Origin of the sequence: Leyella stercorea (genome assembly GCF_019052365.1) — a bacterium.
Taxonomy (GTDB): domain Bacteria; phylum Bacteroidota; class Bacteroidia; order Bacteroidales; family Bacteroidaceae; genus Prevotella.
Map to the genome: position 1 here is coordinate 23,616 of NZ_JAHQUY010000007.1, position 24,100 is coordinate 47,715.

19 protein-coding genes and 6 tRNA genes are annotated in these 24,100 nt (G+C 49.1%); 8 read left to right on the plus strand and 17 right to left on the minus strand.

The window, feature by feature from the left end; all coding sequences use genetic code 11:
* Nucleotides 1-51 precede the first annotated feature (51 nt).
* The 4 genes from KTQ90_RS02340 (at nt 52) to KTQ90_RS02355 (ending at nt 3,106) form a co-directional block, all read left to right on the plus strand.
* Nucleotides 52-780 (plus strand): hypothetical protein, encoded by a 729-nt coding sequence (locus tag KTQ90_RS02340; RefSeq protein WP_217317084.1) that lies wholly within the window; start codon nt 52-54, stop codon nt 778-780.
* Between the two features lie 158 nt (nt 781-938).
* On the plus strand, nt 939-1,100 hold the full coding sequence (locus KTQ90_RS13935) for a DpnD/PcfM family protein (protein ID WP_217317085.1): 162 nt from the start codon (nt 939-941) through the stop codon (nt 1,098-1,100).
* A 188-nt stretch (nt 1,101-1,288) separates the two neighbouring features.
* A complete protein-coding gene (locus tag KTQ90_RS02350; protein WP_217317086.1) occupies nt 1,289-2,224 on the plus strand; it encodes an Abi family protein in 936 nt (311 codons plus the stop codon).
* 195 nt (nt 2,225-2,419) lie between these two features.
* Entirely contained in the window at nt 2,420-3,106 is a 687-nt protein-coding gene (locus tag KTQ90_RS02355; RefSeq protein WP_217317087.1) for a hypothetical protein, read from the plus strand.
* A 331-nt stretch (nt 3,107-3,437) separates the two neighbouring features.
* Here the strand turns inward: KTQ90_RS02355 and KTQ90_RS02360 are convergent, their stop codons facing one another.
* The 5 genes from KTQ90_RS02360 to KTQ90_RS02380 form a co-directional block, all read right to left on the minus strand.
* Nucleotides 3,438-4,853 carry an MFS transporter gene (locus tag KTQ90_RS02360; protein WP_217317088.1) on the minus strand — a complete coding sequence of 472 codons (1,416 nt, stop codon included), beginning with the start codon at nt 4,851-4,853 and terminating at the stop codon, nt 3,438-3,440.
* Between the two features lie 219 nt (nt 4,854-5,072).
* Entirely contained in the window at nt 5,073-5,435 is a 363-nt protein-coding gene (locus tag KTQ90_RS02365; RefSeq protein WP_217317089.1) for a four helix bundle protein, read from the minus strand.
* Nucleotides 5,436-5,511: 76 nt separating this feature from the next.
* The gene (gene dpp5 / locus KTQ90_RS02370; protein WP_217317090.1) at nt 5,512-7,680 is read right to left on the minus strand and encodes a dipeptidyl-peptidase Dpp5; all 2,169 of its coding nucleotides are present in this window, start codon (nt 7,678-7,680) and stop codon (nt 5,512-5,514) included.
* A gap of 250 nt (nt 7,681-7,930) precedes the next feature.
* Entirely contained in the window at nt 7,931-9,829 is a 1,899-nt protein-coding gene (yidC, locus tag KTQ90_RS02375; RefSeq protein WP_217317091.1) for a membrane protein insertase YidC, read from the minus strand.
* Between the two features lie 26 nt (nt 9,830-9,855).
* Nucleotides 9,856-11,475 carry a CTP synthase gene (locus KTQ90_RS02380; protein WP_217317092.1) on the minus strand — a complete coding sequence of 540 codons (1,620 nt, stop codon included), beginning with the start codon at nt 11,473-11,475 and terminating at the stop codon, nt 9,856-9,858.
* Nucleotides 11,476-11,629: 154 nt separating this feature from the next.
* Here KTQ90_RS02380 and KTQ90_RS02385 point away from each other — a divergent pair, with 154 nt between their 5' ends.
* The 4 genes from KTQ90_RS02385 (at nt 11,630) to KTQ90_RS02400 (ending at nt 17,778) form a co-directional block, all read left to right on the plus strand.
* The gene (locus tag KTQ90_RS02385; RefSeq protein ID WP_217317093.1) at nt 11,630-12,898 is read left to right on the plus strand and encodes a DUF3078 domain-containing protein; all 1,269 of its coding nucleotides are present in this window, start codon (nt 11,630-11,632) and stop codon (nt 12,896-12,898) included.
* A 508-nt stretch (nt 12,899-13,406) separates the two neighbouring features.
* The gene (locus KTQ90_RS02390) at nt 13,407-14,480 is read left to right on the plus strand and encodes an MORN repeat-containing protein (RefSeq protein ID WP_217317111.1); all 1,074 of its coding nucleotides are present in this window, start codon (nt 13,407-13,409) and stop codon (nt 14,478-14,480) included.
* Between the two features lie 84 nt (nt 14,481-14,564).
* Nucleotides 14,565-16,616, plus strand: a complete 2,052-nt coding sequence (locus KTQ90_RS02395; protein ID WP_217317094.1) for an alpha amylase C-terminal domain-containing protein — start codon at nt 14,565-14,567, stop codon at nt 16,614-16,616.
* 22 nt (nt 16,617-16,638) lie between these two features.
* Nucleotides 16,639-17,778, plus strand: a complete 1,140-nt coding sequence (locus tag KTQ90_RS02400; protein ID WP_217317095.1) for a DUF6057 family protein — start codon at nt 16,639-16,641, stop codon at nt 17,776-17,778.
* A 96-nt stretch (nt 17,779-17,874) separates the two neighbouring features.
* Here the strand turns inward: KTQ90_RS02400 and KTQ90_RS02405 are convergent, their stop codons facing one another.
* The 12 genes from KTQ90_RS02405 to KTQ90_RS02460 all read right to left on the minus strand — a co-directional run bounded on the left by KTQ90_RS02405 (nt 17,875) and on the right by KTQ90_RS02460 (nt 23,984).
* On the minus strand, nt 17,875-18,534 hold the full coding sequence (locus KTQ90_RS02405) for a 4'-phosphopantetheinyl transferase family protein (protein ID WP_217317096.1): 660 nt from the start codon (nt 18,532-18,534) through the stop codon (nt 17,875-17,877).
* Nucleotides 18,535-18,591: 57 nt separating this feature from the next.
* Nucleotides 18,592-19,944 carry a gliding motility-associated protein GldE gene (gene gldE, locus KTQ90_RS02410; protein WP_217317097.1) on the minus strand — a complete coding sequence of 451 codons (1,353 nt, stop codon included), beginning with the start codon at nt 19,942-19,944 and terminating at the stop codon, nt 18,592-18,594.
* 28 nt (nt 19,945-19,972) lie between these two features.
* A complete protein-coding gene (locus KTQ90_RS02415; protein WP_217317098.1) occupies nt 19,973-20,434 on the minus strand; it encodes a single-stranded DNA-binding protein in 462 nt (153 codons plus the stop codon).
* Nucleotides 20,435-20,554: 120 nt separating this feature from the next.
* Nucleotides 20,555-21,109 (minus strand): hypothetical protein, encoded by a 555-nt coding sequence (locus KTQ90_RS02420; protein WP_022159175.1) that lies wholly within the window; start codon nt 21,107-21,109, stop codon nt 20,555-20,557.
* Between the two features lie 58 nt (nt 21,110-21,167).
* Nucleotides 21,168-21,240, minus strand: a tRNA-Gly gene (locus KTQ90_RS02425).
* Between the two features lie 18 nt (nt 21,241-21,258).
* Nucleotides 21,259-21,342, minus strand: a tRNA-Leu gene (locus KTQ90_RS02430).
* A 73-nt stretch (nt 21,343-21,415) separates the two neighbouring features.
* Nucleotides 21,416-21,491, minus strand: a tRNA-Gly gene (locus tag KTQ90_RS02435).
* 22 nt (nt 21,492-21,513) lie between these two features.
* Nucleotides 21,514-21,597 (minus strand) — tRNA-Leu (locus KTQ90_RS02440).
* A 23-nt stretch (nt 21,598-21,620) separates the two neighbouring features.
* Nucleotides 21,621-21,702 (minus strand) — tRNA-Leu (locus KTQ90_RS02445).
* 35 nt (nt 21,703-21,737) lie between these two features.
* Nucleotides 21,738-21,810, minus strand: a tRNA-Gly gene (locus KTQ90_RS02450).
* A gap of 134 nt (nt 21,811-21,944) precedes the next feature.
* Complete coding sequence (gene nspC, locus KTQ90_RS02455; RefSeq protein WP_217317099.1) at nt 21,945-23,114, minus strand: carboxynorspermidine decarboxylase; 1,170 nt, start codon at nt 23,112-23,114, stop codon at nt 21,945-21,947.
* Between the two features lie 54 nt (nt 23,115-23,168).
* Nucleotides 23,169-23,984: a Cof-type HAD-IIB family hydrolase gene (locus tag KTQ90_RS02460; protein ID WP_217317112.1), complete on the minus strand. Its 816-nt coding sequence runs from the start codon at nt 23,982-23,984 to the stop codon at nt 23,169-23,171.
* Nucleotides 23,985-24,100 lie beyond the last annotated feature (116 nt).

Here is a 24,100-nt window from a genome sequence, read left to right on the forward strand (position 1 = left end):
ATTTTAAAAGTTTGTTGACTACAAACTGATATTTATAGAAGACTAAAGACTATGGCAAAGAAATATACTCAAACCCAGCAAGTGATAGATACCATTCGTAGCAACGGAGGGTATGCAACACTTGGCAGTCTTTACCATTTAGTTGATACAACTTCATGGGGAACAAAGACCCCAAATGAATCTATTCGCAGAATAGTACAAAAGTCGAATGAGTTTTTTAGAATTCAACCAGGACTTTGGGCGTTGGAGGAAGTGCGTGAAGAGGTTATGAGAAAGTTTGACATCCAGTCGAAGGAGGCTAGTGAGGACGAGCGTTTTACACATGGCTACTATCAAGGCCTTATCATCGAAATAGGTAAGATGAAGCACTTTATGACCTATGTTCCAGCACAGGACCAAAATCGCAAGTTTCTTGAAAAGCCATTGATACAAATCTGTTCAACAGTGCAACTTCCTGACTTCGCTCGTAAAGAATTGGCGAATCGTGCAAAAACTGTTGATGTAATCTGGTTCAATGAGCGTATAATGCCAAACAGCTTTTTTGAGGTAGAGCATTCAACTGACATACAGAATTCTATAACCAAATTCTGCGATTTACAGGACTTTAATAGTCGTTTTATTATTGTAGCTCCTCAGAATAGAAAAGCTCAGTATGATAAGGTGATAAGCCGAACTGCATTTAAGGATTTTAAGGAACGTGTCAGTTTTAGCAGTTATGAGGCTATACTTAAACAATACGAATTGATGTGTGCTGCACAGAGAAATGAAGGATTCATATAGTAATTAGAGAATACAATATATTATTGCTGCCCTGGGCTATGTGAATGTTGGGCTTTCAGCCCGCATAGTAAATAGGCAAATTAATTTCAGATCAAAATCATTAAACAATGATCAAATGGAATTGATATTGTATTTAAATTGTACTTTTGTATTTGTTTATGAAATACAATGTTACGATAAAGGAGATTCTTGCACGAACTGTGCAGGTAAAAGCTGGTTCGGTTGAAGAAGCTGAATCGGCAGCACGCAAAATGTATCACAATTGTGATATAGTATTGTCAGCTGATGATTATATTACAACAGAAATGGTTGTAGAATAAACTGGCTGATATGTCTTTGAACCTGGAAGAAAGGCTGGAAGATATCCTCAAAACTGAGATATCTTCCAGCCTTTATTGTGTTAATAATAAGTTTGTCATGGCGATGCTGGGGATATTCATTTATGTTTTTCATCCTAACTGGCTTATGATTCGGAATTTTTATCTAAATTTGCATAAACGATTTTGAAATGGCACATAGGAAAATTCCATATACTAAGTATGCAAGCACATACGACCAGCAAATCAAGCTTCTTAGTTCACGAGGAGTAGTTATCACCGATGTTGAGAAGGCCAAAGAGTACCTGTCAGACATCGGCTATTACCGCCTTGGCTTTTATGTCTATCCTTTCGAGCTGACCTATCCGTTTCTCGACCACAGACGCTCTCACAACGTGATACCTGGCACTCGCATTGAAGACATCGTAGCCTTCTACTATTATGATCTGGACCTGCGTAACCTCTTGAACAGATATCTGTCCAGGATAGAGGTTGCCATTAGGACCTCCATCATCTATGAGCTCTCCAACAAATACAGCACCAACCAGTATTGGTATGTAGACCCTGCCATCGTGGACAACAGCTTTATTCAGACCTTCACCACTCAGTACTATGGTAAGATAAAGCTGAAGGATCCCATCAAACGTCATCACAGAAAGTACCTTGGTAGTTACGCTCCTGCATGGAAGGCAATGGAGTATATGACCTTTGGTAATCTGGAGAATCTCTATGACAAGCTGAAGTGTAATGCAGACAAGAGTCTAATCAGCAATCTCTTGGGAGAGCCTGCAATAGGCGTATTCAAGAACTACCTCTCAGTTGTCAGAGAGGTTCGTAATTCATGTGCTCATGGCAATGTCATCGTCGGTATGTCATTGACCAACAACGTGAAGGCAGGAGCTGCCTGTCCGACCTTGCCTATCGGAACCCAGAACACCTTCTATGGCGCATTGAGAGTCATCGACTTCCTCCTGCGCAAGGTGTCCGTCAACAGATCAAATGATATGTGGAAGGAAATTTACAAAGCGACAAACAGGCTCTATAAGATTTCTCCGAATCTGCGACCGCTTGTTGAGCAAAAAACGGGCATCGTTTTGCCTAATGATTACAAAGAAGAGGTGTTGTGATATAAATAGCTTGCTTTTCTCAAAAAAGAGTTAAATCATTTTGAACTTGCGATAAAAATGACTAACTTTGCAATACTAAAGTGAATATGGGAGGCTCCGGCGCCCACAGGCACTATAAAAAAGATTTCAACTCCGACTAGTAATAGCCGGAGTTTTTTATATCCTCATGTGAAAAATGTAAGAGGTTTGAAGAAAATGAAGAAACTATTGATGCTTTTTTGTCTTGTTCTAAGTTGCTGTACTATGGCTAATGCTCACGCAGGAATGTATGATCGCTATCTTGATATGAAGATCTGTGTTGACGCTATTGTGATGGTCATTGCTGTTATCCAAGTCTCCATTTATCTTTTTCTCAGATATAGAAAATCTAAAGTAAGTTGTTGGTACAAAAAACTTATAATACGCATGGCCAAAAAGGTATATAAGAAATCATACCTCAAATGGTTTGCGTCTTGGGTATTATCATCATTAGTATTTACTCCATATGTTATTGGTCTCTCTATGGAGTTTTTCTTTTTGGGTTTTATTCCATTGGCAGTATTCCTGATATATTACAGTTATTGGGTCTTGAACACGGAAAAGCGCAAAAAGCATCTAACCGGAATAAAAGGTCTGTCATTGCTCTTATCTGTCTCATTTCAGCAAGCATTAGGCTATTTGATATATGCTCTTATTTGCGAAACCTCTACATTTCATAGGTTTGTGTATTATACTGACGAAGAATATGAAATGTTTGACTTCAAACTATATCCTGGAATTGAAGGATTCTACTATATAGCTGAAGGATTTGCCGTTATATCTATTATAACCGCAATGCCATTTATTGTACTATTCATTATGAGAACTATACGTTATTTATTCTTTACATTTCTCAAAAGATAAAGACGACAATAATGGTTCTAAACTGTTGGCTACTAAATTATACTACACTTCTAAAGCTATACTCATAGTATGGTCGATATAGTATTGTCAGCTGATGATTATGTTACAACAGAAATGGTTGTAGAATAAGCTGGCAGATTCGTTTTTGAACCTGGAAGAAAGGCTGGAAGATATCCTCAAAACTGGGATATCTTCCAGCCTTTATTATGTTTATAATGAGTTGGTTGTGGCGATTCTGGGAGATATGGTAGATATTTTCACTTACATTGTTTTTATAGACAATCTATATCAATATACCAATATATCACCATATCACCACATCAACCTATTCTTACTGCTTGATGTTCGGCTGCTCAAGACCGAAGCCTCTCTTCTTGTCGAGTGCCTTCAGATAGATGGCGAAGAGGAGGGCGAGAACACCGAAGCTTGCGAAGACGAGCAAAGGCACGGTGTAGTCGTAAGGGATGAACTCGGCACCTGCTGCCTTAGCTTCGATAACCGCAGGGTTGTCGGCGTTGGTAGAGGCGAGGAGGTTGCCGATGAGCTTCGGAACGAAGCAGAGACCGATGTTCTGCACCCAGAAGATAAGGCAGTAAGCCGAGCCGAGAATCTTCTCGTCGATGATCTTCGGAACGCTTGGCCACAGAGCTGCAGGAACGAGAGCGAACGAGATGCCGAGCAATACGATAGTAGAGTAGGCGATGACTGGGCTCTTTGTTGCCGGGAGCACGAAGGCGAAGACGAGGTGGCAGCAGATGAGGAGCAATGCGCCGCCCATGAGCATTGTTGCACCCTTACCCTTGCGGTCGAGGAAGTTGCCGAGGAACGGAGTGATTACGGCTGCACCGATTGGGAACCAACGGAAGATGTTGGCAGCTGCTTCGGCAGAGATGCCGTCGAGGTTGCATTGCAGCATGTTGGCACCATAGCGCTGGAACGGGAAGATGGCAGAATAGTAGAGCACGCAGAGCAGAGCCACAATCCAGAACACCTGAGAAGAGAAGATCTTGCCGAGGTCGCTGAACTTGAACTCTTCCTCCGGGTCAGCAGCCTCTTCTGTGACGCCCATCTGCTTGTCGAGCGCCTTGTCCATGAATGTGAAGACGATGAAGGTGATGAGGCCGATGAGGAGGAGCACGGTGCAGAACGCTACCGGAGCTACTACTGTGCCGAAGTGGTTGGCGATGATTGGCGAGATAGAGAAGATAGCGAACACGCCGACACGTGCGATAGCCATCTCAAGACCCATGGCGAGAGCCATCTCCTTGCCCTTGAACCACTTTGCAATCGCCTTAGACACGGTTGTGCCTGCCATCTCGCAGCCGCAGCCGAAGAGCATGAAGCCGAAGCAAGCCATCTTAGCGCTTGCGGGGAGTGTCACCCACCAAGAGTTGAGCCAGTCGGCAAGGGCGGTCTGAGCGAACCAGTCGGTGATGCCGATGAACTTGATGAGGGCGCCGATGAACATCATCGAAGCAGAGAGCACGCCGGTGAAGCGAACGCCCATCTTGTCGAGGATAACGCCGGCGATGATGAGGAAGCCGAGAACGTTAACGATGTACTCGGATGCTGCATAGGTACCGAAGGTGTCGGGACCCCATCCCTTTTGGCTCTCCATGAGTGCCTGAATTGGTGACATTACATCGACGAACATGTAGCCGAAGAACATCATGGAAGCGATAAGGACAAGGGCTGTCCAACGTGCCCATGCCTTGTCGTTCAACAGTTGATTTACTTTTTGAACCATTTCTTTAGTTATTAATTTTTAATTATTAATTTTTAATTTCGTTGCGCTTTCTTAAATTATTAATTTTAAATTATTAATTATTAATTTCGTTGCGCTTTCTTATATTATTAATTTTTAATTCTTAATTATTAATTTCGTTGGCTTTTAAATTTTTTATTTCGTCGTCCCTGGCAATCACCAATTAATAATTACTAATTACAAATTACTAATTACAAATTACTAATTGTTTCCTGGTTTCATTGTCTTTGTTATCGACGATAGGAATTTTCCAATCTCTTCAGAGTCTTCTTTTATAGACAGATATTGTTTCTCGTTTAAATAATCTGTCCTGTATAGAAGCTCTATCCAGTATTGGGTCTCTCTGCATTCTTTCGAAGCTATGTATATCTTCGAAACGAAGTCGGCTCGGCTTATTGCCGATTTTGATTCGGCAATGTTGGCTCCGATGCTTGTGCCGGAACGTAGGAGTTGCTTGCTAAGCACATACTCTCTTTTTTCATCGCACAGCCACTTGTAAAGATTTACAATCCTTACAGCAAAAGCCATAGCCTTGTCGCTCAACTTTAAACCAGCGTCATTCATTAGATATAAGTATTTCTGAATACCTAAGAGTGCGGAACACCCAACAATTAATAATTAAGAATTAAGAATTAATAATTTATTTAAGCCACTTGTCGAGCCATCCGAAGAAGGTGCGCTGCCAGAGCACGCCGTTCTGCGGTTTGAGCACCCAGTGGTTCTCGTCGGGGAAGATGAGAAGCTCGGCTGGGATGCCGCGCATACGTGCTGCGTTGAATGCGCCGAAGCCCTGGTTGGCGTTGATGCGGTAGTCCATTTCGCCGTGGATGCAGAGGATAGGCGTATCCCACTTGTCGACGAACTTATGCGGCGAGTTCTCGTAGGTGCGGCGTGCGCGGTCGGTGAGATCCTTGTTCCAGTAAGCGTCGTCGTACTCCCAGTTGGAGAACCATGCCTCCTCGGTGTCGGTGTACATCGACTCGAGGTTGAAGGCTCCGTCGTGAGCGATGAATGCCTTGAAGCGCTTGTCGTGGTGGCTTGCGAGATAGTAGACAGAGAAGCCTCCGAAGCTGGCACCAACGCAGCCGAGACGATCCTTGTCTACGTAAGGTAGGTTGTTGGCAGCGTCGTCGATAGCCGAGAGGTAGTCGTCCATGCACTGGCCTGTCCAGTCGCCCGACACAGCCTCGTTCCACTCTGAGCCGTAGCCTGGCAGACCGCGGCGGTTAGGCGCGATGACGATATAGTCGTGAGCAGCCATTATCTGGAAGTTCCAGCGGTAGCTCCAGAACTGGCTTACGGGACTTTGCGGTCCGCCCTCGCAGAAGAGTAGCGTAGGATACTTCTTGTTAGGGTCGAAGTGTGGCGGCAGTATTACCCATACCTGCATCTGCTTGCCGTCTGTGGTCTTCACCCAGCGCTCCTGCACCTTGCCCATCTCGAGCTGGTCGTAGAACGCCTTGTTCTCGAAAGTGAGCTGCTGCACCTTTGTCTTCTTCGGGTCCTTGCCCGGTGTGACGATGTAGAGCTCGTCAGCCTGAGAGATGCTGTGGCGCGAAGCGAGAATCTTGCCAGTGTTGCCAAGCATCTGGAGAGAACCAAAGTCCATCCAGTCGTCGGTGAGCTGGCGAACATCGCCGTTGAGGTCGGTCTGGTACATGTTTACACAAGCGTGCCAGCAACCTATGAAGTAGAGATTGCGCGAGTTGGGTGCCCAGCAGAAAGCGTCGACGTTAGAGTCGAACTTCTCTGCCACGTAAGTCTTCTCGCCGGTGAGGAGATTGTATACGCAGAGGCGGTTGCGGTCGCTCTCGTATCCGTCGCGCTTCATCGACTGCCAAGCCACGTACTTGCCGTCGGGCGAGAACTGCGGGTTGGTGTCGTAGCCCATGTTATAGTCGGCACCCTGATGGTTGAGGCGCTGGTCCTTCTTGGTCTTTGTGGCGTTGTAGGGGAGCGGCTTGTAGCCAGCAGGCTTGCAGAGGTTCTTTGTCTTGCCGGTCTGTACATCGTAGAGATAGATATCAGAGTCGGTAGAAGTGGCATAGTCTACGCCCGTCTTCTTGCGGCATGTGTAGGCTATCGACTTAGAGTCGGGGCTCCAAGCGAGCTGCTCTGCGCCTCCGAACGGCGCCATCGGACACTCGAACGGTTCGCCCTCGATGATGTCTGTGCCGTCGCCGATGCCGTCGGCTGTGACCTCAGCCACGAAGGGGTGAGCAACGGTCTCCACGTAGTGGTCCCAGTGGCGGTAGTTGAGGTCGGTGACGAGACGACCCGAAGCCAAAGGCAGGTCGTCGGGGTTCTTCTTGATGCTCTCGTGATAGGGGAGCGACTTGATGAGAATCACCTTCTTCTCGTCGGGCGAGAAGATGTAGCCCTCGATATCTATTTCTGATTTGGTGAGCTGTCGGCGGTCGGTGCCGTCGGCGTTCATCGACCAGAGCTGTCCGCCGGTGAGGAACGCGATGCGCTTGCCGCCATCAATCCATGTAGCGTCGGATTCGCTTGCTGCGGTAGTGGTAAGTGAATGTTGTTTCTTGCCGTCTGCGCTTACGGTGTAGAGCATCTGGTGGCTCTTGTTCTGCTTGACGCTGTAGTAGCCCACCTGGTAGACAACCGTCTTGCCGTCGGGAGAAGCAGCAGCGCCGCCGATGCGTCCCATAGCCCAAAGCGTTTCGGCATTCATGCGGTCGCCTTTGGCGATAGCCGCAACGTCGGTAGTTTTGCCAATCATAGTCTGAGCCTCTGAGTTCAGGCTGGCGCAACTGAGTGTGGCTGCGACAGCGAGTGATAAAGCTTTGTTCATAAGTGATAGGTGTTAAGATTATGAGATGTTGAGGTGTATATTAAGATGTTGGGATGTTGAGGTGTTGAGATGTTGAGATGTGTATTAAAGTTGAGAGTTGAGAATTGAGAGTTGAGAGTTATGATTACCAATGATAACAATTCATCTATACATTATTATTGTTGCATATCATAACTCTCAACTTTCAACTCTCAACTCTCAATTTGAGTTGTTCTCAACTCTCAATTCTCAATTTGAAATGCTTTCAAGATTAAAGTCCTTTGCGCTTGCGCTCCAGTTCTTCGCGCTTGCGCTGCAGCTCCATCTGCTGCTCCTGCATAGCCTGGAGGCGTGCAGCGAGACCGCTCATCTTTTTCGGGTTGTCCTTGTTCTCCTTGTACTTAGCCTCAAGGATAGCGAGGAGCTTCTCGTCGTTGGTAGTCTTGCGGAGGATCCACATGATAGCAGCGCTGAAGAAGAGCGAGATGAAGTAGTAGAAGTTAAGACCTGCCGAGTAGTCGTTGAACATGAAGAAGAACATAACCGGCATGAGGAACATCATCCACTGCATCATCTTCATCTGTTCAGCCTGCTGACCTACCATCTGGTCGCGCTGCTGGCGCATTGTCATCCACGAGTAGAGGATGTTGGCCACGCAGAAGAGGATACATGTGAGCGAGAGGTGATCGCCGATGAGCCAGAGGTTCGTGTTCCACTCGATGATGGGGTCGTATGTAGAGAGGTCGTTAATCCAAAGGAAGCTCTCGCCGCGCAGTTGGATAGCGTTAGGCACGAAGTTGAACATCGCAATCCAGATAGGCATCTGTATGAGCATCGGTAGACAGCCCGCCATCGGACTGACGCCGTACTTCGAGTACTCCATCATCATTGCCTGCTGTTTCTGCATCTGGTCCTCAGGCTTGTTGAGGTGCTTTGTGGCCTCTTCGAGTTTCGGCTTCAGCACACGCATCTTTGCCGACGACATGTAGCTCTTCTTCACCATAGGATAGGTGATGAACTTCAGAAGCATCGTAATAAGGATGAGCACGATACCCATGTTGATGTTCAGACCGGTGAGGAAGTCGAAGACGTAGATAGTAAACCAGCGGTTGATGATGCGGAAGAGCGGCCATCCGAGGTAGACGAGGCGCTGCATCTCGAGGTCCTTGTCGAATGTAGACTCAGCCTCTACGCGCTTGAGCAAGCGGAAGTCGTTCGGACCGAAGTAGAAGTCGAACTCAGACGGAGTCTTTCCGCTCGGGTCGAAGAATGTCTTCATCTTTGCCTCGTACTGCTTGAGGTTGCCCGAACCCTTCTCCTGCGGAACGCTTGTCATGAGCGAGTTTTCGGCGAAGTTGTTCTTGGCGATCATCACAGCCGAGAAGAACTGGTTTTTGAAAGCCACCCAGTCAATCTTCTTCTCAATGTTCTCGTCGGTGATGCTCTTAGCCTCCGACAAATAGTCGGTGCCACCATCCACCTTGTGATAGGTGAGCGAAGCGTAGCGGTTCTCGAATGTAAAGCCGCGCTCCTGCTGACGGCACATATCCTTCCACTGCACGTCCATCTGGCTTACAGACGGCGCGAAGTCGCCAGCCATGCCTACGGTTTGTAGCTGGGCGTGCAGCATGTAGTCGCTGCCGAGCACATAGTTGATGACGAGCTCCTTGCCGTTGCCGGCTGTAGCGGTCATGGTGACGGTAGAGTCGGTCTGGTTAGACGGTGTGAAGTAGAGGTCGGAGGTGTTGATGTTCACGTCCTTGGCTGCCAGTGCGAAGTTGAGGCTCTGCGAATTGCTGTCGAAAAGCGTCACGTTCTGGTTGCCTTTGTAGTCGGTGAAGTTCTTTATAACCGCCTTTGATACTACGCCGCCCTTAGTGTTAAGAGTAAGCTCTACGCTTTTGTTCTTCAGCACCACGTTTGTGGCTTTGCCTTTGAGTGCGGAATGGAAAAGCGCAGTTGTGTCAGCCTCAGCAGCCGCTTGGGCTTGGGCTACCTTCTGTTGAGCTGCCAGTTTCGCAGCATTTTCGGCGTTCTTGCGAGCCACGTTCTCTATCGAATCCTGGCGTGCAGCAGCCGCTTTCTCCTCTTTCGAGGGCTGGCTGTAGACGCTGTATCCGATGAAGACCGCAGCTATAAGCACGGCACCGATGATGTTGTTTTTGTCCACTTTTTAAATAGTTATTTTGATTAATATTATTTCTTCTCTGCCGCAGCCTTGTTCTCTATAGCAGTCTTCACGAAGTCGACGAAGAGCGGGTGCGGATGGAGCACGGTGCTTTGGTACTCGGGGTGGAACTGTGTTCCGATGTACCACTTGAGGCCCGGAATTTCTACGATCTCCACGAGGTCGCTCTCGGGGTTGCGTCCCACGCACTGCATGCCGCTGCGCTCATACTCCTTCAGGAAGTCGTTGTTGAACTCGTAGCGGTGGCGGTGGCGCTCTTGTATGTGCTCCTTTTTATATATATTGAACACACGCGAGTTCTGACGCAGCACGCACTCGTATGCACCGAGACGCATTGTGCCGCCCATGTTCGTGATGTTCTTCTGTTCCTCCATGATGTCGATGACGTTGTGCGGCGTCTTCTCGTCCATCTCGCGGCTGTTGGCGTCGGCGTAGCCCAGCACGTTGCGCGCAAACTCGATAACCATCATCTGCATGCCGAGGCAAATGCCGAAGGTAGGTATGTTGTGCGTGCGGGTGTAGTGAGCCGCTACAATCTTGCCCTCGATGCCGCGCTGTCCGAAGCCCGGACATATCATCACGCCGTCGAGACCAGCGAGCTTTTCGGCTACGTTCTCCTCGGTGAGGAACTCTGAGTTGACGAACGAGATGTTCACCTTATGGTCGTTGTAGGTGCCGGCGTGAGAGAGACTCTCGCGTATCGACTTGTATGCGTCCTGCAGGTCGTACTTGCCCACAAGGCCGATGTTGACGGTCTGCGTGGCGTTCTTGCGACGCTCGAGGAACGATCGCCACGGACCAAGCGACGGAGTCTCGCCGACGGGTACGTCCATCTTGCGTAGTATTGCTGTGTCGAGGCCCTGGTTCTGCATGTTTACCGGCACCTCGTAGATGCTTGGCAGGTCTTCGCTCTGTATCACGCAGTCGAGGTCGACGTTGCAGAAGCTTGCCACCTTCTTCAGAATACCCTCTTCGAGGTGCTTCTCGGTGCGCAGAATGAGGATGTCGGGCTGTATGCCCACGCTCTGCAGCTCCTTCACGGAGTGCTGCGTTGGCTTTGTCTTCAGCTCGCCGGCAGCCTTCAGGTAGGGCACGTATGTAAGATGAACGTTGATGGCGTTCTTGCCCATCTCCCATTTCATCTGTCTGATTGCTTCCATGAACGGAGCGCTCTCAATGTCGCCGATAGTGCCGCCGATTTCGGTGATGACGAAGTCGTAGTGATACTTCTGTCCGAGGAGCTTCACGTTGCGTTTTATCTCGTCGGTGATGTGCGGCACAACCTGGATTGTCTTGCCCAAATAGTCGCCACGACGCTCCTTGTCGATAACCGCCTTGTAGATGCGTCCGGTAGTGAGCGAATTGGCCTTAGTGGTCTGTATGCCAGTAAAGCGTTCGTAGTGGCCGAGGTCGAGGTCGGTTTCCATGCCGTCAACGGTGACGTAGCATTCTCCGTGCTCGTAGGGGTTGAGTGTTCCAGGGTCGATGTTAATGTAAGGGTCAAATTTTTGGATAGTGATGTTGTAACCTCTTGCCTGCAAGAGCTTACCGATGGACGCCGAAATGATGCCTTTACCAAGCGAAGACACCACGCCGCCAGTCACAAAAATGTACTTTGTTTCAGCCACGGTGATATTATTTGTTAAGAATTATATTCTAAATTATCCAACAATACAAGGTGCAAAGTTAGTATAAAAAAGCGAAATGTACAAAGTTTTTAAATTATTATTCTTACCTTTGCATCATCTTTTATTTTATAATAACATAACAACAAACCGATATATGAATTTGAAAATATTCTTGCTTGCAGTGTCTGCGGTTTTTTCATTGCCTATGGACGCACAGTCGCGTTTGCGAAATTCGAGATCGCATAAGGTTGACACGGTGCCTGTGTTGGTGAAATCGTACATGGACTCGCTCAGTGTGAGTAAGGCTAAGATAGACTCGGCTGCTGTAGAGAGCGACGTGAACGACGGACGCTACTATCGTCTGTTTGCACCGCTCACGTTCTATCACGGAGTGGCTGGCGACATGTTCTCACTGGAGCACGACGGCGACGAGCAGGACTACACGCTCGCAAATATATACATGAATCGTCCCGACCTCGTACGCAACACCGAGAGGCAACTTGAGCTTGTAGGTCCCGTAATCAATCCGTATCAGGAGAGCGTGACGCCGGAGACGGAGCTTGTACAAAAGGTGGTGAAGAAGACCGAGAACGCCGACATTGAGGCGCCAGTGGATATCTTCGTGGCTAAGCCTAACTTCTGGAAGTTCTCGGGCAACTACTCGCTGCAGCTGTTCCAGAACTACGTGTCGGACAACTGGTACAAGGGCGGCGAGAGCAACTACTCGATGCTCGGCACCGTCACGCTGCAAGCCAACTATAACAACAAGCAGCGATTCCGCTGGGAGAACAAGCTGGAGATGCGACTCGGTTTGCAGAACTCGAAGGGCGACACGTTGCACACCGTGCGCTCGTCGGAAGACCTCATACGCTACACCGGCAAGGTGGGGCTGCAGGCTACGAAGCGCTGGTACTATACGCTGCAGCTCATAGCGAGCACGCAGTTCATGCGCAGTCTGAAGAGCAACGACCGCACTGTCTACTCCGACTTCCTTTCGCCGCTATACATCAACCCCTCTCTCGGTATGGACTACACTGTGAATGCGTTCAAGAACAGGCTCACCGGTTCTATCCACCTGGCGCCGATAGCCTATAACCTTACGTACGTGAAGGATAGCAAGTTGGCGTCGCGCTTCGGTGTTGAGGAAGGCAAGCACACGAAGTACGACTTCGGTTCGGAGGTGACGTTCGACCTCGCATGGAAGATTGCCGACAATATCTCGTGGAAGACGCGTCTCTACGGTTATACCTCGTACAAGCGTGTGCTGGTGGAGTGGGAGAACACCGTGACATTCATCTTCAACAAATACATATCGAGCAACGTGTTTATCTATCCGCGATTCGATGATGGAGCAAAACGCGGCAAGCATGGCTACATGCAGATGAAGGAGTTCATTTCGCTCGGCTTCAACTATGGTTTCTAAGTGGTTTGGAGCGATTCGTCTTTGAAGAATATCAAGCTATAGGGTAGCGGGGCTTTTGCCTTCGCTACCTTTTTTATACCCATCGCAAACAGTTTTTATATCCATTATCAGCTGTTACTATATCCATCGCAAACTGTTTTTATATCAATCGTCATCTATTACGGTCTAAACCTTCAGCAACGGGTATCGGCACCGTCCGCCGTCCACGTCTGCGCCGTCCGCCGTCCACATCTGCGCCGTCCGCCGTCCACATCTGCACCGACCGCCGTCCACATCTGCACCGACCGCCGCTTATGGCTCGGGCTGAGTCTATAACACCCGAATTGTTGTCTTTTTCGCTCCTATATAATGCAAACTTACTCCAATATAGCGAAAACTCGGGTGAAAAAGTCTTAATTCATTTTGTTTTCTCATATTTATTTGATAATTTTGGCGTTAATTACTAATATTATAAGCAGAAAAAGTGAAGAAATATATATTTGCATCAATTCTTGCTTGGTCGCTGTCTATGACTGCGAGCGCCCAAAAGATTACGCTTGGCTCTTGTGTCACGCACGACGGCGCGCAGTATAAAGGACAGATTCAGGCAGGAAAGCCTCACGGAAAAGGCTCGGCTCTCTTCGAGAACGGCGACACCTATGAAGGCGACTACGTGAAGGGCAAGCGCCAGGGCGACGGCATATACACCTTCTCCGACGGCGAGAAGTACGACGGCGAATGGTTTCAGGATCAGCAGCACGGATACGGCACGTTCTGGTTTATAAACAACAACAAGTACGTAGGTATGTGGTACCGCGACTATCAGCAGGGTCACGGCGTGATGTACTATTACAACGGCGACAAGTACGACGGATTCTGGCAGCAGGACAAACGCCAGGGCAAAGGCAAGTATACCTTCGCCGGCGGAGCCTACTATGAGGGCAACTGGAAAGACGACCAGAAGTCGGGCAAGGGCTTCTTCGCTTGGGGCGACGGCACCACATACGACGGCATGTGGCTAAACAACCAGCGCTCGGGCAAGGGCACAAACAAATACGCCGACGGCGATGTGTACACCGGCGAATGGCTTAACGACATACAGAACGGCAAGGGTATCTACCGATTCCAGAATGGTGACGTATACGAAGGCGATTATGTGCAGGGCGAACGCACCGGCGAAGGCATTTTCCGCTATCGTAACGGCGACAAGTATACGGGTCACTTCCTCGAAGGCGACAGAGACGGACAGGGCACGTTCGCATGGAAGAACGGCGACATATATGTAGGTCAGTGGAAACGCAACAGCCAGAACGGACACGGCAAGCTGACAAAGCGCAACGGCGACGTATATGAGGGAGCGTTCAAGGACGGCAAGATGGACGGACAGGTGATTATCCACTACGCCGGCGGAGCCAAGTACAAGGGCATCTACCGCAACGGAAAGCGCAACGGCGCTGCCATCGAGGAGACAAAGGACGGCACAAGATTCGAAGGAAGCTATGTGGACGACCGACGCGACGGCAACTTTGTGGAAAAAGACCGCAACGGAAAGGTGACGGCACGCGGACACTACGAGCGTGGGCGTCGCTTCGTGGACAAATAAAGCATACGCCGCCGGCAACCGACCGGCTATGCTGCTTCTTACAACAAACAAGGATTATCTTAAAATACAATAAATCACTCAACTATGGCAACAAAGACAAAAAGCACAAAGGCTGTGAAGAAACCGGCTGTAAAGCACATCGGACTTGTGAAGAACGACGCCTATCTGCAACCTTACGAGGACGCTATACGCGGCAGACACGAACACGCCTTGTGGAAATTGAATGTACTGACCAACAATGGAAAGACAAAGTTGACAGATTTTGCCAACGGACACAAATATTATGGCTTGCACAAGGTTGCACGCGGATGGGTGTTCCGCGAGTGGGCACCGAACGCAACGGAAATCTACCTTGTGGGCGACTTCAACAATTGGAAAGAAAACGAAAAATATAAAGCAAAACGCATCGACGAGGCTGGCAACTGGGAGCTGAAACTGCCCACAAAGGCAATGAAGCACGGCGACCTCTTCAAGATGCACGTCTACTGGGACGGCGGCATGGGCGAACGCATCCCGGCTTGGGCTACACGCGTAGTGCAGGACGAGGAGACAAAGATATTCTCGGCGCAGGTGTGGAACCCGGAGCCGTACGAATGGAAGAAGAAGACGTTCAAGCCGAACAAGTCGCCGCTGCTCATATACGAATGTCATGTAGGCATGGCGCAGGATGCAGAGAAGGTGGGCACATACAACGAGTTCCGCGAGAACGTGCTGCCGCGCGTTAAGGCGGACGGCTACAACTGCATACAGATTATGGCTATCCAGGAGCATCCGTACTACGGATCGTTCGGCTATCACGTAAGCTCGTTCTTCGCAGCTTCTTCGCGCTTCGGCACACCCGAGGATCTGAAGGCGCTCATCGACCAGGCTCACAAGGACGGCATCGCCGTAATCATGGACATCGTTCACTCGCACGCCGTGAAGAACGAGATAGAGGGTCTGGGCAATCTCGCCGGCGACCCTAACCAGTATTTCTATCCCGGCGAGCGTCACGAGCACCCGGCATGGGATTCGCTCTGCTTCGACTACGGCAAGGATGAGGTGATGCACTTCCTGCTCTCCAACTGCAAGTATTGGATGGAGGAGTTCCACTTCGACGGCTTCCGTTTCGACGGCGTGACGTCAATGCTCTACTACAGTCATGGCCTGGGCGAGGCGTTCTGCAACTACGGCGACTACTTCAACGGCCATCAGGACGACAATGCCATCTGCTACCTCACGCTTGCCAACCTGCTCATACACGAGGTGAACCCGCAGGCTATCACTATCGCTGAGGAGGTGAGCGGCATGCCGGGTCTGGCTGCCAAGTTCAAGGACGGCGGCTACGGCTTCGACTACCGCATGGCGATGAACATACCTGACTTCTGGATAAAGACCATCAAGGAACTGCCAGACGAGGCTTGGAAGCCAAGCTCTATTTTCTGGGAGACAACCAACCGCCGTGCGGACGAGAAGACTATCAGCTACTGCGAGAGCCACGACCAGGCACTCGTGGGCGACAAGACAATCATCTTCCGTCTCATCGACGCCGATATGTACTGGCACTTCCGTCGTGGCGACGAGAACGACCGCGCTCATCGCGGCATAGCGCTCCACAAGATGATTCGCCTCGTTACGGCTTCTACCATCAACGGCGGTTACCTCAACTTCATGGGTAATGAGTTCGGACATCCGGAGTGGATCGACTTTCCACGCGAAGGCAACGGCTGGAGCCATAAATACGCACGCCGCCAGTGGAATCTCGTCGACAATCCCGACCTCGACTACAAGTTCCTCGGCGACTTCGACCACGATATGCTGCAGACTCTGAAGCTCGAGAAGAACTTCCAGAAGACTCCGGTGCAGGAGATATGGCACAACGACGGCGACCAAATTCTCGCCTACATGCGCGGCGACCTTATCTTTGTGTTCAACTTCAGTCCGACACGCTCGTTCACCGACTACGGATTCCTCGTTCCGACCGGTTCGTACGACGTGGTTCTCAACACCGACGCAAAGAAGTTCGGCGGCAACGGACTCGCTGATGATAGCATTACACATCTCACTAACTACGACCCGGCTTACGTGTCGGAGCATAAGGAATGGCTGAAGCTGTACATACCGGCACGTTCGGCTGTCGTTTTGAAGAAGAATTAGAGAAAGGCAGAGGAGAGAGTAAATGAAGAATCAAGGTGTGTTGACACGCGTGATGTGCACGTTCGTGTTTACATTGTTCTGTTTTTATTATCTTTACTGCTATCAGGCCGATCTGCTTACGGTGACGCAGCACATACTATCGAAAGGACAGACCCACTACAACCACTTTGTGGGTGCTGTCCTCATCACGATACTCGCGATGTTCATGCAGATAGGTGTGGTCAGGATATTCAGAAAGCAACGGTTGGCATGGGCGTTGACGTTCGTGCCTTCCACACTCTGTCTCATGATGCTCACAAACATCTGTGTTTCGCCCGTTGACGGTGGCATCATGTTCGGAGCATGGAGGTTTGTAGCGCCTTTACTGATAGTGGTGTTCTTTCTGGTCGTGTGGGGAGTGAACAGCAGCGGATTGCTCGACTCGCTTCCACGACTATGGACTCAGCCTATCAGGGAGCTGTGGGTTAATCTGCTTATTCTTGTGGTGATGATGCTCGTCATCTGTTCTGCCGGCAACAACGACAAGTGTCTGCATGCACGCATACATGCCGAGCAATGTCTTGTAGACGCCGATTACGACGGAGCGTTGGTGGCTCTGCGCAGATACGATGTGGGCGACCGCAACATATCAATGCTTGCTGCCTATGCTCTTTCGAAAAAGGGAGAGCTTGCAGAGCACTTGTTCTACTATCCAGTGACGGACGTAGACGGACTGCTGCCTAACGGCAATGACGTGAAGCTGGAGCTTTATCCCGAATACAAGCTGTATAAGTATCTCGGCGGACGCTACAAGCAGACTATGAATGCCCGACGGTATATCAACTTCCAGCGTCGAACAAATCACGTGAACAAGCCGATGGCTGACTATGTGCTCTGTGCGCATCTGTTCGACCGCAATCTGGATGCTTTCGTAGCCGACTTGAAGAAGTATTATGTTTTGAACGATTCGGTTGTGCTGCCGCGCCATTATCGTGAGGCGCTCACGCTGTATATGCACACGCATACGACGCCCGCCATTATCTATAAGGATAATGTGGCAACAACCGATTATGAGGACTATCAGGCAATGGAGCGTAAGTTTGCCAACGAACGCGAACGTAAGAATGCCTTACGCCGCATGTATGGCAACACTTACTGGTATTACTATGACTATAAAAAATAAGGCTGCATAGATATGGTGTTAAGCCATATCTGCGCAGCCTAAGTATTAAGAATTTAATATACAGAATTATGTATGTTGAATTTAATCTGTTGAATACTATAATGTATATGTCAGAACAAACTCTTCGTTCTGCATGTACTTTATAGTTTTTTTTATGTCTTGTCGGATGTTGGTGCTATAGAAAGTTCCTTCTTGCCCAAATTCTTCCAGGCAGATTTGCATCTCGTCGAACATTAGCTTCTCCTCAGAGAAGTATTTGTATATGGTCTCCTTGGCACACCAGCAGAGCAATAGCGCTGTCTGTGCGTCATGGCTTTCAGTCAGCGATGCTATAGTCTTTAAGGTTGTGTCCTCGGTTTGTAGTAGTCCGTTCAAAAGGGCTGTCTCTTGCTTCGTAAGAAACTTGTCAACGATTCTGAACACGCGATTGTTGCGGTATTCTACATCAACTGCTACGTTCCTTGTCTTCGACATGATGATGCTTGCGTAGCCGATAGTGTGACTTACGCTGATGATATAACCGTCGAGTGTAGGCTTTCCGTCGGCGTTATGGCCTATTACAAGGTCGCGTCTACCGGTCATGGCGTGTAGCAGGGCGTACACGGCGGCAGTCTCCTTCTGTCTTCTTGTGCACTTTCGCTTCAGTTCCTCACATACCATTTGCGGACAAACCTCATCAGCATGAAGTTCGTCCGCAATCTTCCACAGTCCAAGCCGTGTGTCGGTGTCTATGTCTTTGATAAATACTAATGGCATAGTTTCTGTTTGTGTTTATCTGCCTTATAGTTTTACAATCTTTATTGCCTTATAGCTTTACTTTTCTTTCTCAGTTGCGATGTCCTTATTCTCGTGTATCACAACCTTAATCTTGCTTATGCGGCGTTCCTCTATGCCTGCAATCTCGAACGTGTAGTTCTTGTAGTCAATCTTCTCATGTATAGAGAGGAAGTCGCCCTTTATCTCGAGCAGCAGTCCGGCGAGAGTGTCTGCGTCGCCCTCAACGTCTGCAAACTCCTCGTCGTCGATGTTCAGAATCTTGCAGAAGTCGGTGAGCAGCGTTTTGCCCTCAAACAGATAAGTATTGTAGTTGAGCTTAGAGTAATACTTGTTCTCCTCGTCATACTCGTCGTTTATCTCTCCTACAATCTCTTCCAGGATATCCTCGAGCGTTACGAGTCCGCTTGTTCCTCCGAACTCGTCCACAACGATTGCGATGTGAACCTTGTTCTCCTGAAACTCGCGCATCAGGTCGTCAATCTTTTTGGTTTCCGGCACGAAGTAGGGTGGGCGGATAAGACTTTGCCAGCGGAAGTTGGCAGGCTTGGAGAGGTGGGGCAGGAGGTCCTTGATATAGAGAATGCCGCGAATGTTGTCTGCATTGTCCTGGTAGATAGGAATACGGCTGTAGTTGTTCTCTACGATGCTCTTCAGTACATCTTGATAGTTGGAGTGAATGTCGAGCGCTACGATATCCTGGCGGCTTGTCATCACCTCCTTGGCAGTCTCGTCGCTAAAGCGTATGATGCCTTTCAGCATGCTCTGCTCGTCCTTTATATCCTCCTTATCGGTCAGTTCGAGAGCCTGCTCCAAATCGTCTACGCTCAGCACGTGACTCTCTTTCTGCACAACCTTCTCTGCCAGAATGCCGCTGCGCAGCAGAATGTTCTCCATAAACCAGAACAGTTTGCGGCAGATCATGATGCCGCCGACAAACTTGCGGCAGAAGCCCAGCGGGTCCTGACGGCTGTACACCTTCGGCATAATCTCGCCGAAGAGTAGCAGCAGAAAGGTGAGCAGCACCGTGAGCGACAGAAACTGCAGCCAGTAAGCCTTCTCGCCGAAGTGTATAAGGTGAGAGAAGATGTAGTTGCAGAGCATGATTATCGTCACGTTCACAAAGTTGTTTGTGATGAGTATAGTGGCGAGAGTGCGCTCGCTGTCCTCACGCAGTGTCTTTATGTTGCGGTCGCTTGCAGTCTTTGCTTCGTTTACCTCCGCCATATCTGTTGGAGAGAGACTGAAGAACGCAATCTCCGATCCGCTGGCGAATGCAGAGAAGCCCATGAGTACTACGGTCAGTACTGCCGCTATTATTACGCCTATTGTCGGAGTGACGAAATAAACGTCGGCTAATGAATCGGATATGAGATTTATATATGTTTCCAAATCGTTGATGTTTATATATTATATGTTCTTAGAATGGCAGCTGGTCATCGTCTTCTGTCGACGCAATGGATGCGTTTGAAGATGATGCGGCATTTTGGTTCGCGTTGTTTGCTGCGGCGTTTGTGTTTTGACTTGTAGGATCAGCCGCAGTGTTAGCTGCAGAGCGCGGCGTAAGCAGTTCCATGTTGTCGGCATACACTTCAGCAATGAAGCGTCGCTGTCCCTTCTTGTCGTCGTAGTAGCGATAGCGCATCTTGCCTTCTACGTAGAGACGGTCGCCTTTGTGTACGTATCTCTCCACTATCTTTGCAAGATTTCCCCACATCACTATGTTATGCCAGTCGGTACGGTCGGGCACACGTGTGCCGTTAGGCAACTGATAGCCTCTTTCTGTTGTAGCCAACGAGAACTGTGCTACAGCCTGGTCGGCATCGTAGTACTTTACATCGGGGTCTTTGCCGACGTTTCCAATAAGCATCACTTTGTTCATAATAGTAGTATTACGTTTCGTTTAAAGCAAATAAGGGTGTCTTGCTTTATACAAACAGACACCCTTTTAGCTTGTTTCCAATAAATTCTTTTTTAGTGTCAACGATATATCAACACTGCCTTACTTCCACATGCCAAGATACTTGTAGTGGAAATTTTTTCCCTTTGCAGAAGGGAACTGCGAGCGGCTGTCAACGCGTCCGCGCAGATGATCGACTATTCTGTTGTAGCAGTCCTGACCTGAGTTAGCCTTGCATCTCACCACGAAGTGAGTGTCGCGATACTCGTGCTTGCCGGTTGTAGGCACAAGCACAACGCGCTTGAAGTCGAGTTCGCCTTCATACCAGCCCGGACGTTCCTCGTTGAGCTTCGTTGTAACTGTAGCCACCATATCGTGCTTCTCTGCAGCAGGACTGTTCTGCGGGGCAGAGTGCAAAGCCTTCTTCTGCTTGAAGTCGAGCATCGTAGCAGCAGTTGTCTTTATTATGATAAAGTAAACGCGTGGACGGATTTTATATCTTTTCGGATAGTACACTTCGCTGTCTGCATAATCGCGTACATCAGCTTCGAGATTGGGTGTCATGCCAATTTCTGGTATAGAACGCAAAAAGTCCAATGCTTCATCAACATTGTGTACCAGCGTTTCTTTGTCAAAATATCTGAGATATAAATTCATTAATAGTCGTGTTTTTTGTTTTTCAAAAAAAGATCTTCTTTTAAATAAAAAATAGAAGAGCGGCAAACGGGACTTGAACCCGCGACCCCAACCTTGGCAAGGTTGTGCTCTACCAACTGAGCTATTGCCGCATTGTTTTTTTATTTTTGTGAAGAGGAGGAGACTCGAACTCCCACGACACAATTGTCACTACCCCCTCAAAGTAGCGCGTCTACCAATTCCGCCACCTCTCCAACAAAAACTTTATAAAAGGTTATATTTACTATAACTTTTATCTTTTAAAACCCTTTCTTAAATCAGAAAGAGTGGAGCGGCAAACGGGACTTGAACCCGCGACCCCAACCTTGGCAAGGTTGTGCTCTACCAACTGAGCTATTGCCGCATCGTTTGATACATCTATTACGTGAAGAGGAGGAGACTCGAACTCCCACGACACAATTGTCACTACCCCCTCAAAGTAGCGCGTCTACCAATTCCGCCACCTCTCCGAGTAATATGTATCTTTTTAGTGTGCCCAGAACAGGACTCGAACCTGCACGTCGTTAAACACACGCACCTGAAACGTGCGCGTCTACCAATTCCGCCACCTGGGCAACTCGCGCTTCGAAAACAGAGTTTTCTAAGTTTGAGCGGCAAACGGGACTTGAACCCGCGACCCCAACCTTGGCAAGGTTGTGCTCTACCAACTGAGCTATTGCCGCATTGCGAAATGCTTTCAGAAGAAACATTTCTGATTTGCGGTTGCAAAGGTAGCAATATTTTCCGAACCACCAAAACTTTTCAAGGAAAAAAGTGAGAAAAATGCGTTTTTTTACTTGAAAAGTGCATTTTTGCGCTAATCCATGCGCTCTATATAGTCGTTTGGACCATATTCGCGCAGAATTTCGAGTTCGTTCGTTGTTTCATGAACCATAGCCAAAGCAGGGTGTGAGATGCCGTTGAACATGGTTGTCTTCACTGTTGTGTAGTGGTTCATGTCTTCAAAGACGATATTTTCGCCGATTTGCAACTTGTGGTCGAACTGCCATGCCGACATGAAATCGCCCGACAGACAGCTGTTGGCTCCTAATCTATATATATAAGGTATAGAGTAGTCGATATTTTCTTCAATAGTTTTTGCTCCTCTCACGGCAGGGTGATAGGGCATTTCGAGACAATCGGGCATGTGGCACGAGAAACTCACGTTGAGAATAGCGGTTTTAATGCCTTTGTCTTCAACAACGTCTATCACCTGAGCCACCAGCGGACCCGTCTGCCAGCCGAACGCACTGCCTGGCTCCATTATTACCTTCAGCCACGGATAGCGGTTGTGGAATTCGCGAAGTGTATTTACGAGCAGTTCGATGTCGTAGTCCTTGCGTGTCATGAGGTGTCCGCCGCCGAAGTTAATCCATTTTATCTGCTTGAACCATCCTGCAAACTTCTCCTCGATATGAGCGAGTGTGCGTACGAACACGTCCGAACCGTTCTCGCAGTGGCAATGGCAGTGGAAACCATCTATCTCATCTGGCAGTTGCTCCGGCAGCTTGTCTGCGCTCACTCCGAAGCGTGTGCCCGGCGCGCAAGGGTTGTATATGTCGGTCTCAATCTCCGAATACTCAGGATTGATGCGCAGTCCGAAACTGATTTCTGGGTTCTGCTTGCGTGCTCTTTCGTGCAGACGCTCGTACTGAGTGAGCGAGTTGAACGTAAGATGGCTTGAGCAGGCAGCAATCTCGTCAATCTCGTAGTCGGTGTATGCAGGCGAGAAAGTGTGCGCCTTGCTGCCAAACTTGTCGAAAGCCAGGCGAGCCTCCGACAGCGAGCTTGCCGTTGTAGAGCTGATATACTCTCTGAATATCGGGAACGTCTTCCACAGCGCGTAAGCCTTGAACGCAAGAATAATCTCCACGTCGGCTCTCTTTGCCACGTCGCTTATTATGCGCAGGTTGTTGCGCAGGCGTGCCTCCTCAAGAATGTACATCGGGCGGTTTATTTCCTTGTATGTCGTTGTGTCTATCTTCATTTTCGTTGATGTCTTTTTTTTGATGATGATTAATCGTTGGCGTGCGCGAAAAGATTATTCGTTGTTGTAGCACAGTTTGTTTATAGCCACAGCCACGCCGTCCTCCTCGTTGGAGAGCGTCACATAGTCGGCTTCGCTGCGCACTTCGGGTGCTGCGTTGCTCATAGCCACGCCCATGCCAGCCAGACGCAGCATAGAGAGGTCGTTGTATCCGTCGCCGAATGCAATCATGTCCTGCGGGGTGAGATTGAGCTTCGCCAGCAGACGCAGCAGCGACTGCGCCTTGTCGATGCCTTTCGGCACAAGCTCCACGAAGAACGGTGCAGAGCGGTACACATCCATGCGGTTGCCCACGAGTTCCTGCAGTTCCTTCTCCGCTTCCGCCGCAGCATTCAGGTCGGCGGTCATGAGCAGTTTCGTAGGGTTCGGCTCCAGTTCTGCGAGCAGATTCTCCACCTTGCGTATCGGCATCTTGTTGATGCGCGACTCCTCAGCCACGTATTTATCGTCAGCCGACTCGGTTATGATTTCCTTTCCCACATAGCCGAGCAGCGCATAGCCATGCTCCTTGGCGTAGTTGTACAGCACGGGGATCACGTCGCTTGGCAGGTGCTGCGAGTAAATCTCCTCCTTCGTGCGCCAGTCGATAATCTTTCCGCCGTTGTACGAGAGGATATATCCGCCACGTGTCGAGAGTTCGAGGCATTCTGCCACCGGTTCGATGCCGAACGTAGGTCTGCCCGAAGCCAGTATGATGTGTGCGCCGTTCTCTTGCGCTGTGAGCAACGCCTTGCGTGTAGCAGGTGTAACCTCCTTCTTGCTGTTGGTGAGTGTGCCATCGAGGTCGAGCGCGATGGCGCGGTATACTATCTTGTTGTTTGTTGACATTCCTTTTATTTTTGCTGCAAAGTTACTGCAAATAAGGCGCAATACAAAATAAGCCTGCTTGTTTTTGCAACCCAGTTGCACATTTAACGCCATACCTT

Bases quoted from the DNA above. Each gene is read 5' to 3' on its own strand.
- KTQ90_RS02390 (WP_217317111.1), top strand. From the start codon at position 13,407: ATGACTGCGAGCGCCCAAAAGATTACGCTTGGCTCTTGTGTCACGCAC.
- nspC (WP_217317099.1), bottom strand. From the start codon at position 23,114: ATGAAGATAGACACAACGACATACAAGGAAATAAACCGCCCGATGTAC.
- KTQ90_RS02405 (WP_217317096.1), bottom strand. From the start codon at position 18,534: ATGCCATTAGTATTTATCAAAGACATAGACACCGACACACGGCTTGGA.
- KTQ90_RS13935 (WP_217317085.1), top strand. From the start codon at position 939: ATGAAATACAATGTTACGATAAAGGAGATTCTTGCACGAACTGTGCAG.
- KTQ90_RS02350 (WP_217317086.1), top strand. From the start codon at position 1,289: ATGGCACATAGGAAAATTCCATATACTAAGTATGCAAGCACATACGAC.
- KTQ90_RS02360 (WP_217317088.1), bottom strand. From the start codon at position 4,853: ATGGTTCAAAAAGTAAATCAACTGTTGAACGACAAGGCATGGGCACGT.
- KTQ90_RS02415 (WP_217317098.1), bottom strand. From the start codon at position 20,434: ATGAACAAAGTGATGCTTATTGGAAACGTCGGCAAAGACCCCGATGTA.
- KTQ90_RS02340 (WP_217317084.1), top strand. From the start codon at position 52: ATGGCAAAGAAATATACTCAAACCCAGCAAGTGATAGATACCATTCGT.
- KTQ90_RS02365 (WP_217317089.1), bottom strand. From the start codon at position 5,435: ATGAATGACGCTGGTTTAAAGTTGAGCGACAAGGCTATGGCTTTTGCT.
- KTQ90_RS02355 (WP_217317087.1), top strand. From the start codon at position 2,420: ATGAAGAAACTATTGATGCTTTTTTGTCTTGTTCTAAGTTGCTGTACT.
- KTQ90_RS02420 (WP_022159175.1), bottom strand. From the start codon at position 21,109: ATGAATTTATATCTCAGATATTTTGACAAAGAAACGCTGGTACACAAT.
- dpp5 (WP_217317090.1), bottom strand. From the start codon at position 7,680: ATGAACAAAGCTTTATCACTCGCTGTCGCAGCCACACTCAGTTGCGCC.
- KTQ90_RS02385 (WP_217317093.1), top strand. From the start codon at position 11,630: ATGAATTTGAAAATATTCTTGCTTGCAGTGTCTGCGGTTTTTTCATTG.
- KTQ90_RS02395 (WP_217317094.1), top strand. From the start codon at position 14,565: ATGGCAACAAAGACAAAAAGCACAAAGGCTGTGAAGAAACCGGCTGTA.
- KTQ90_RS02400 (WP_217317095.1), top strand. From the start codon at position 16,639: ATGAAGAATCAAGGTGTGTTGACACGCGTGATGTGCACGTTCGTGTTT.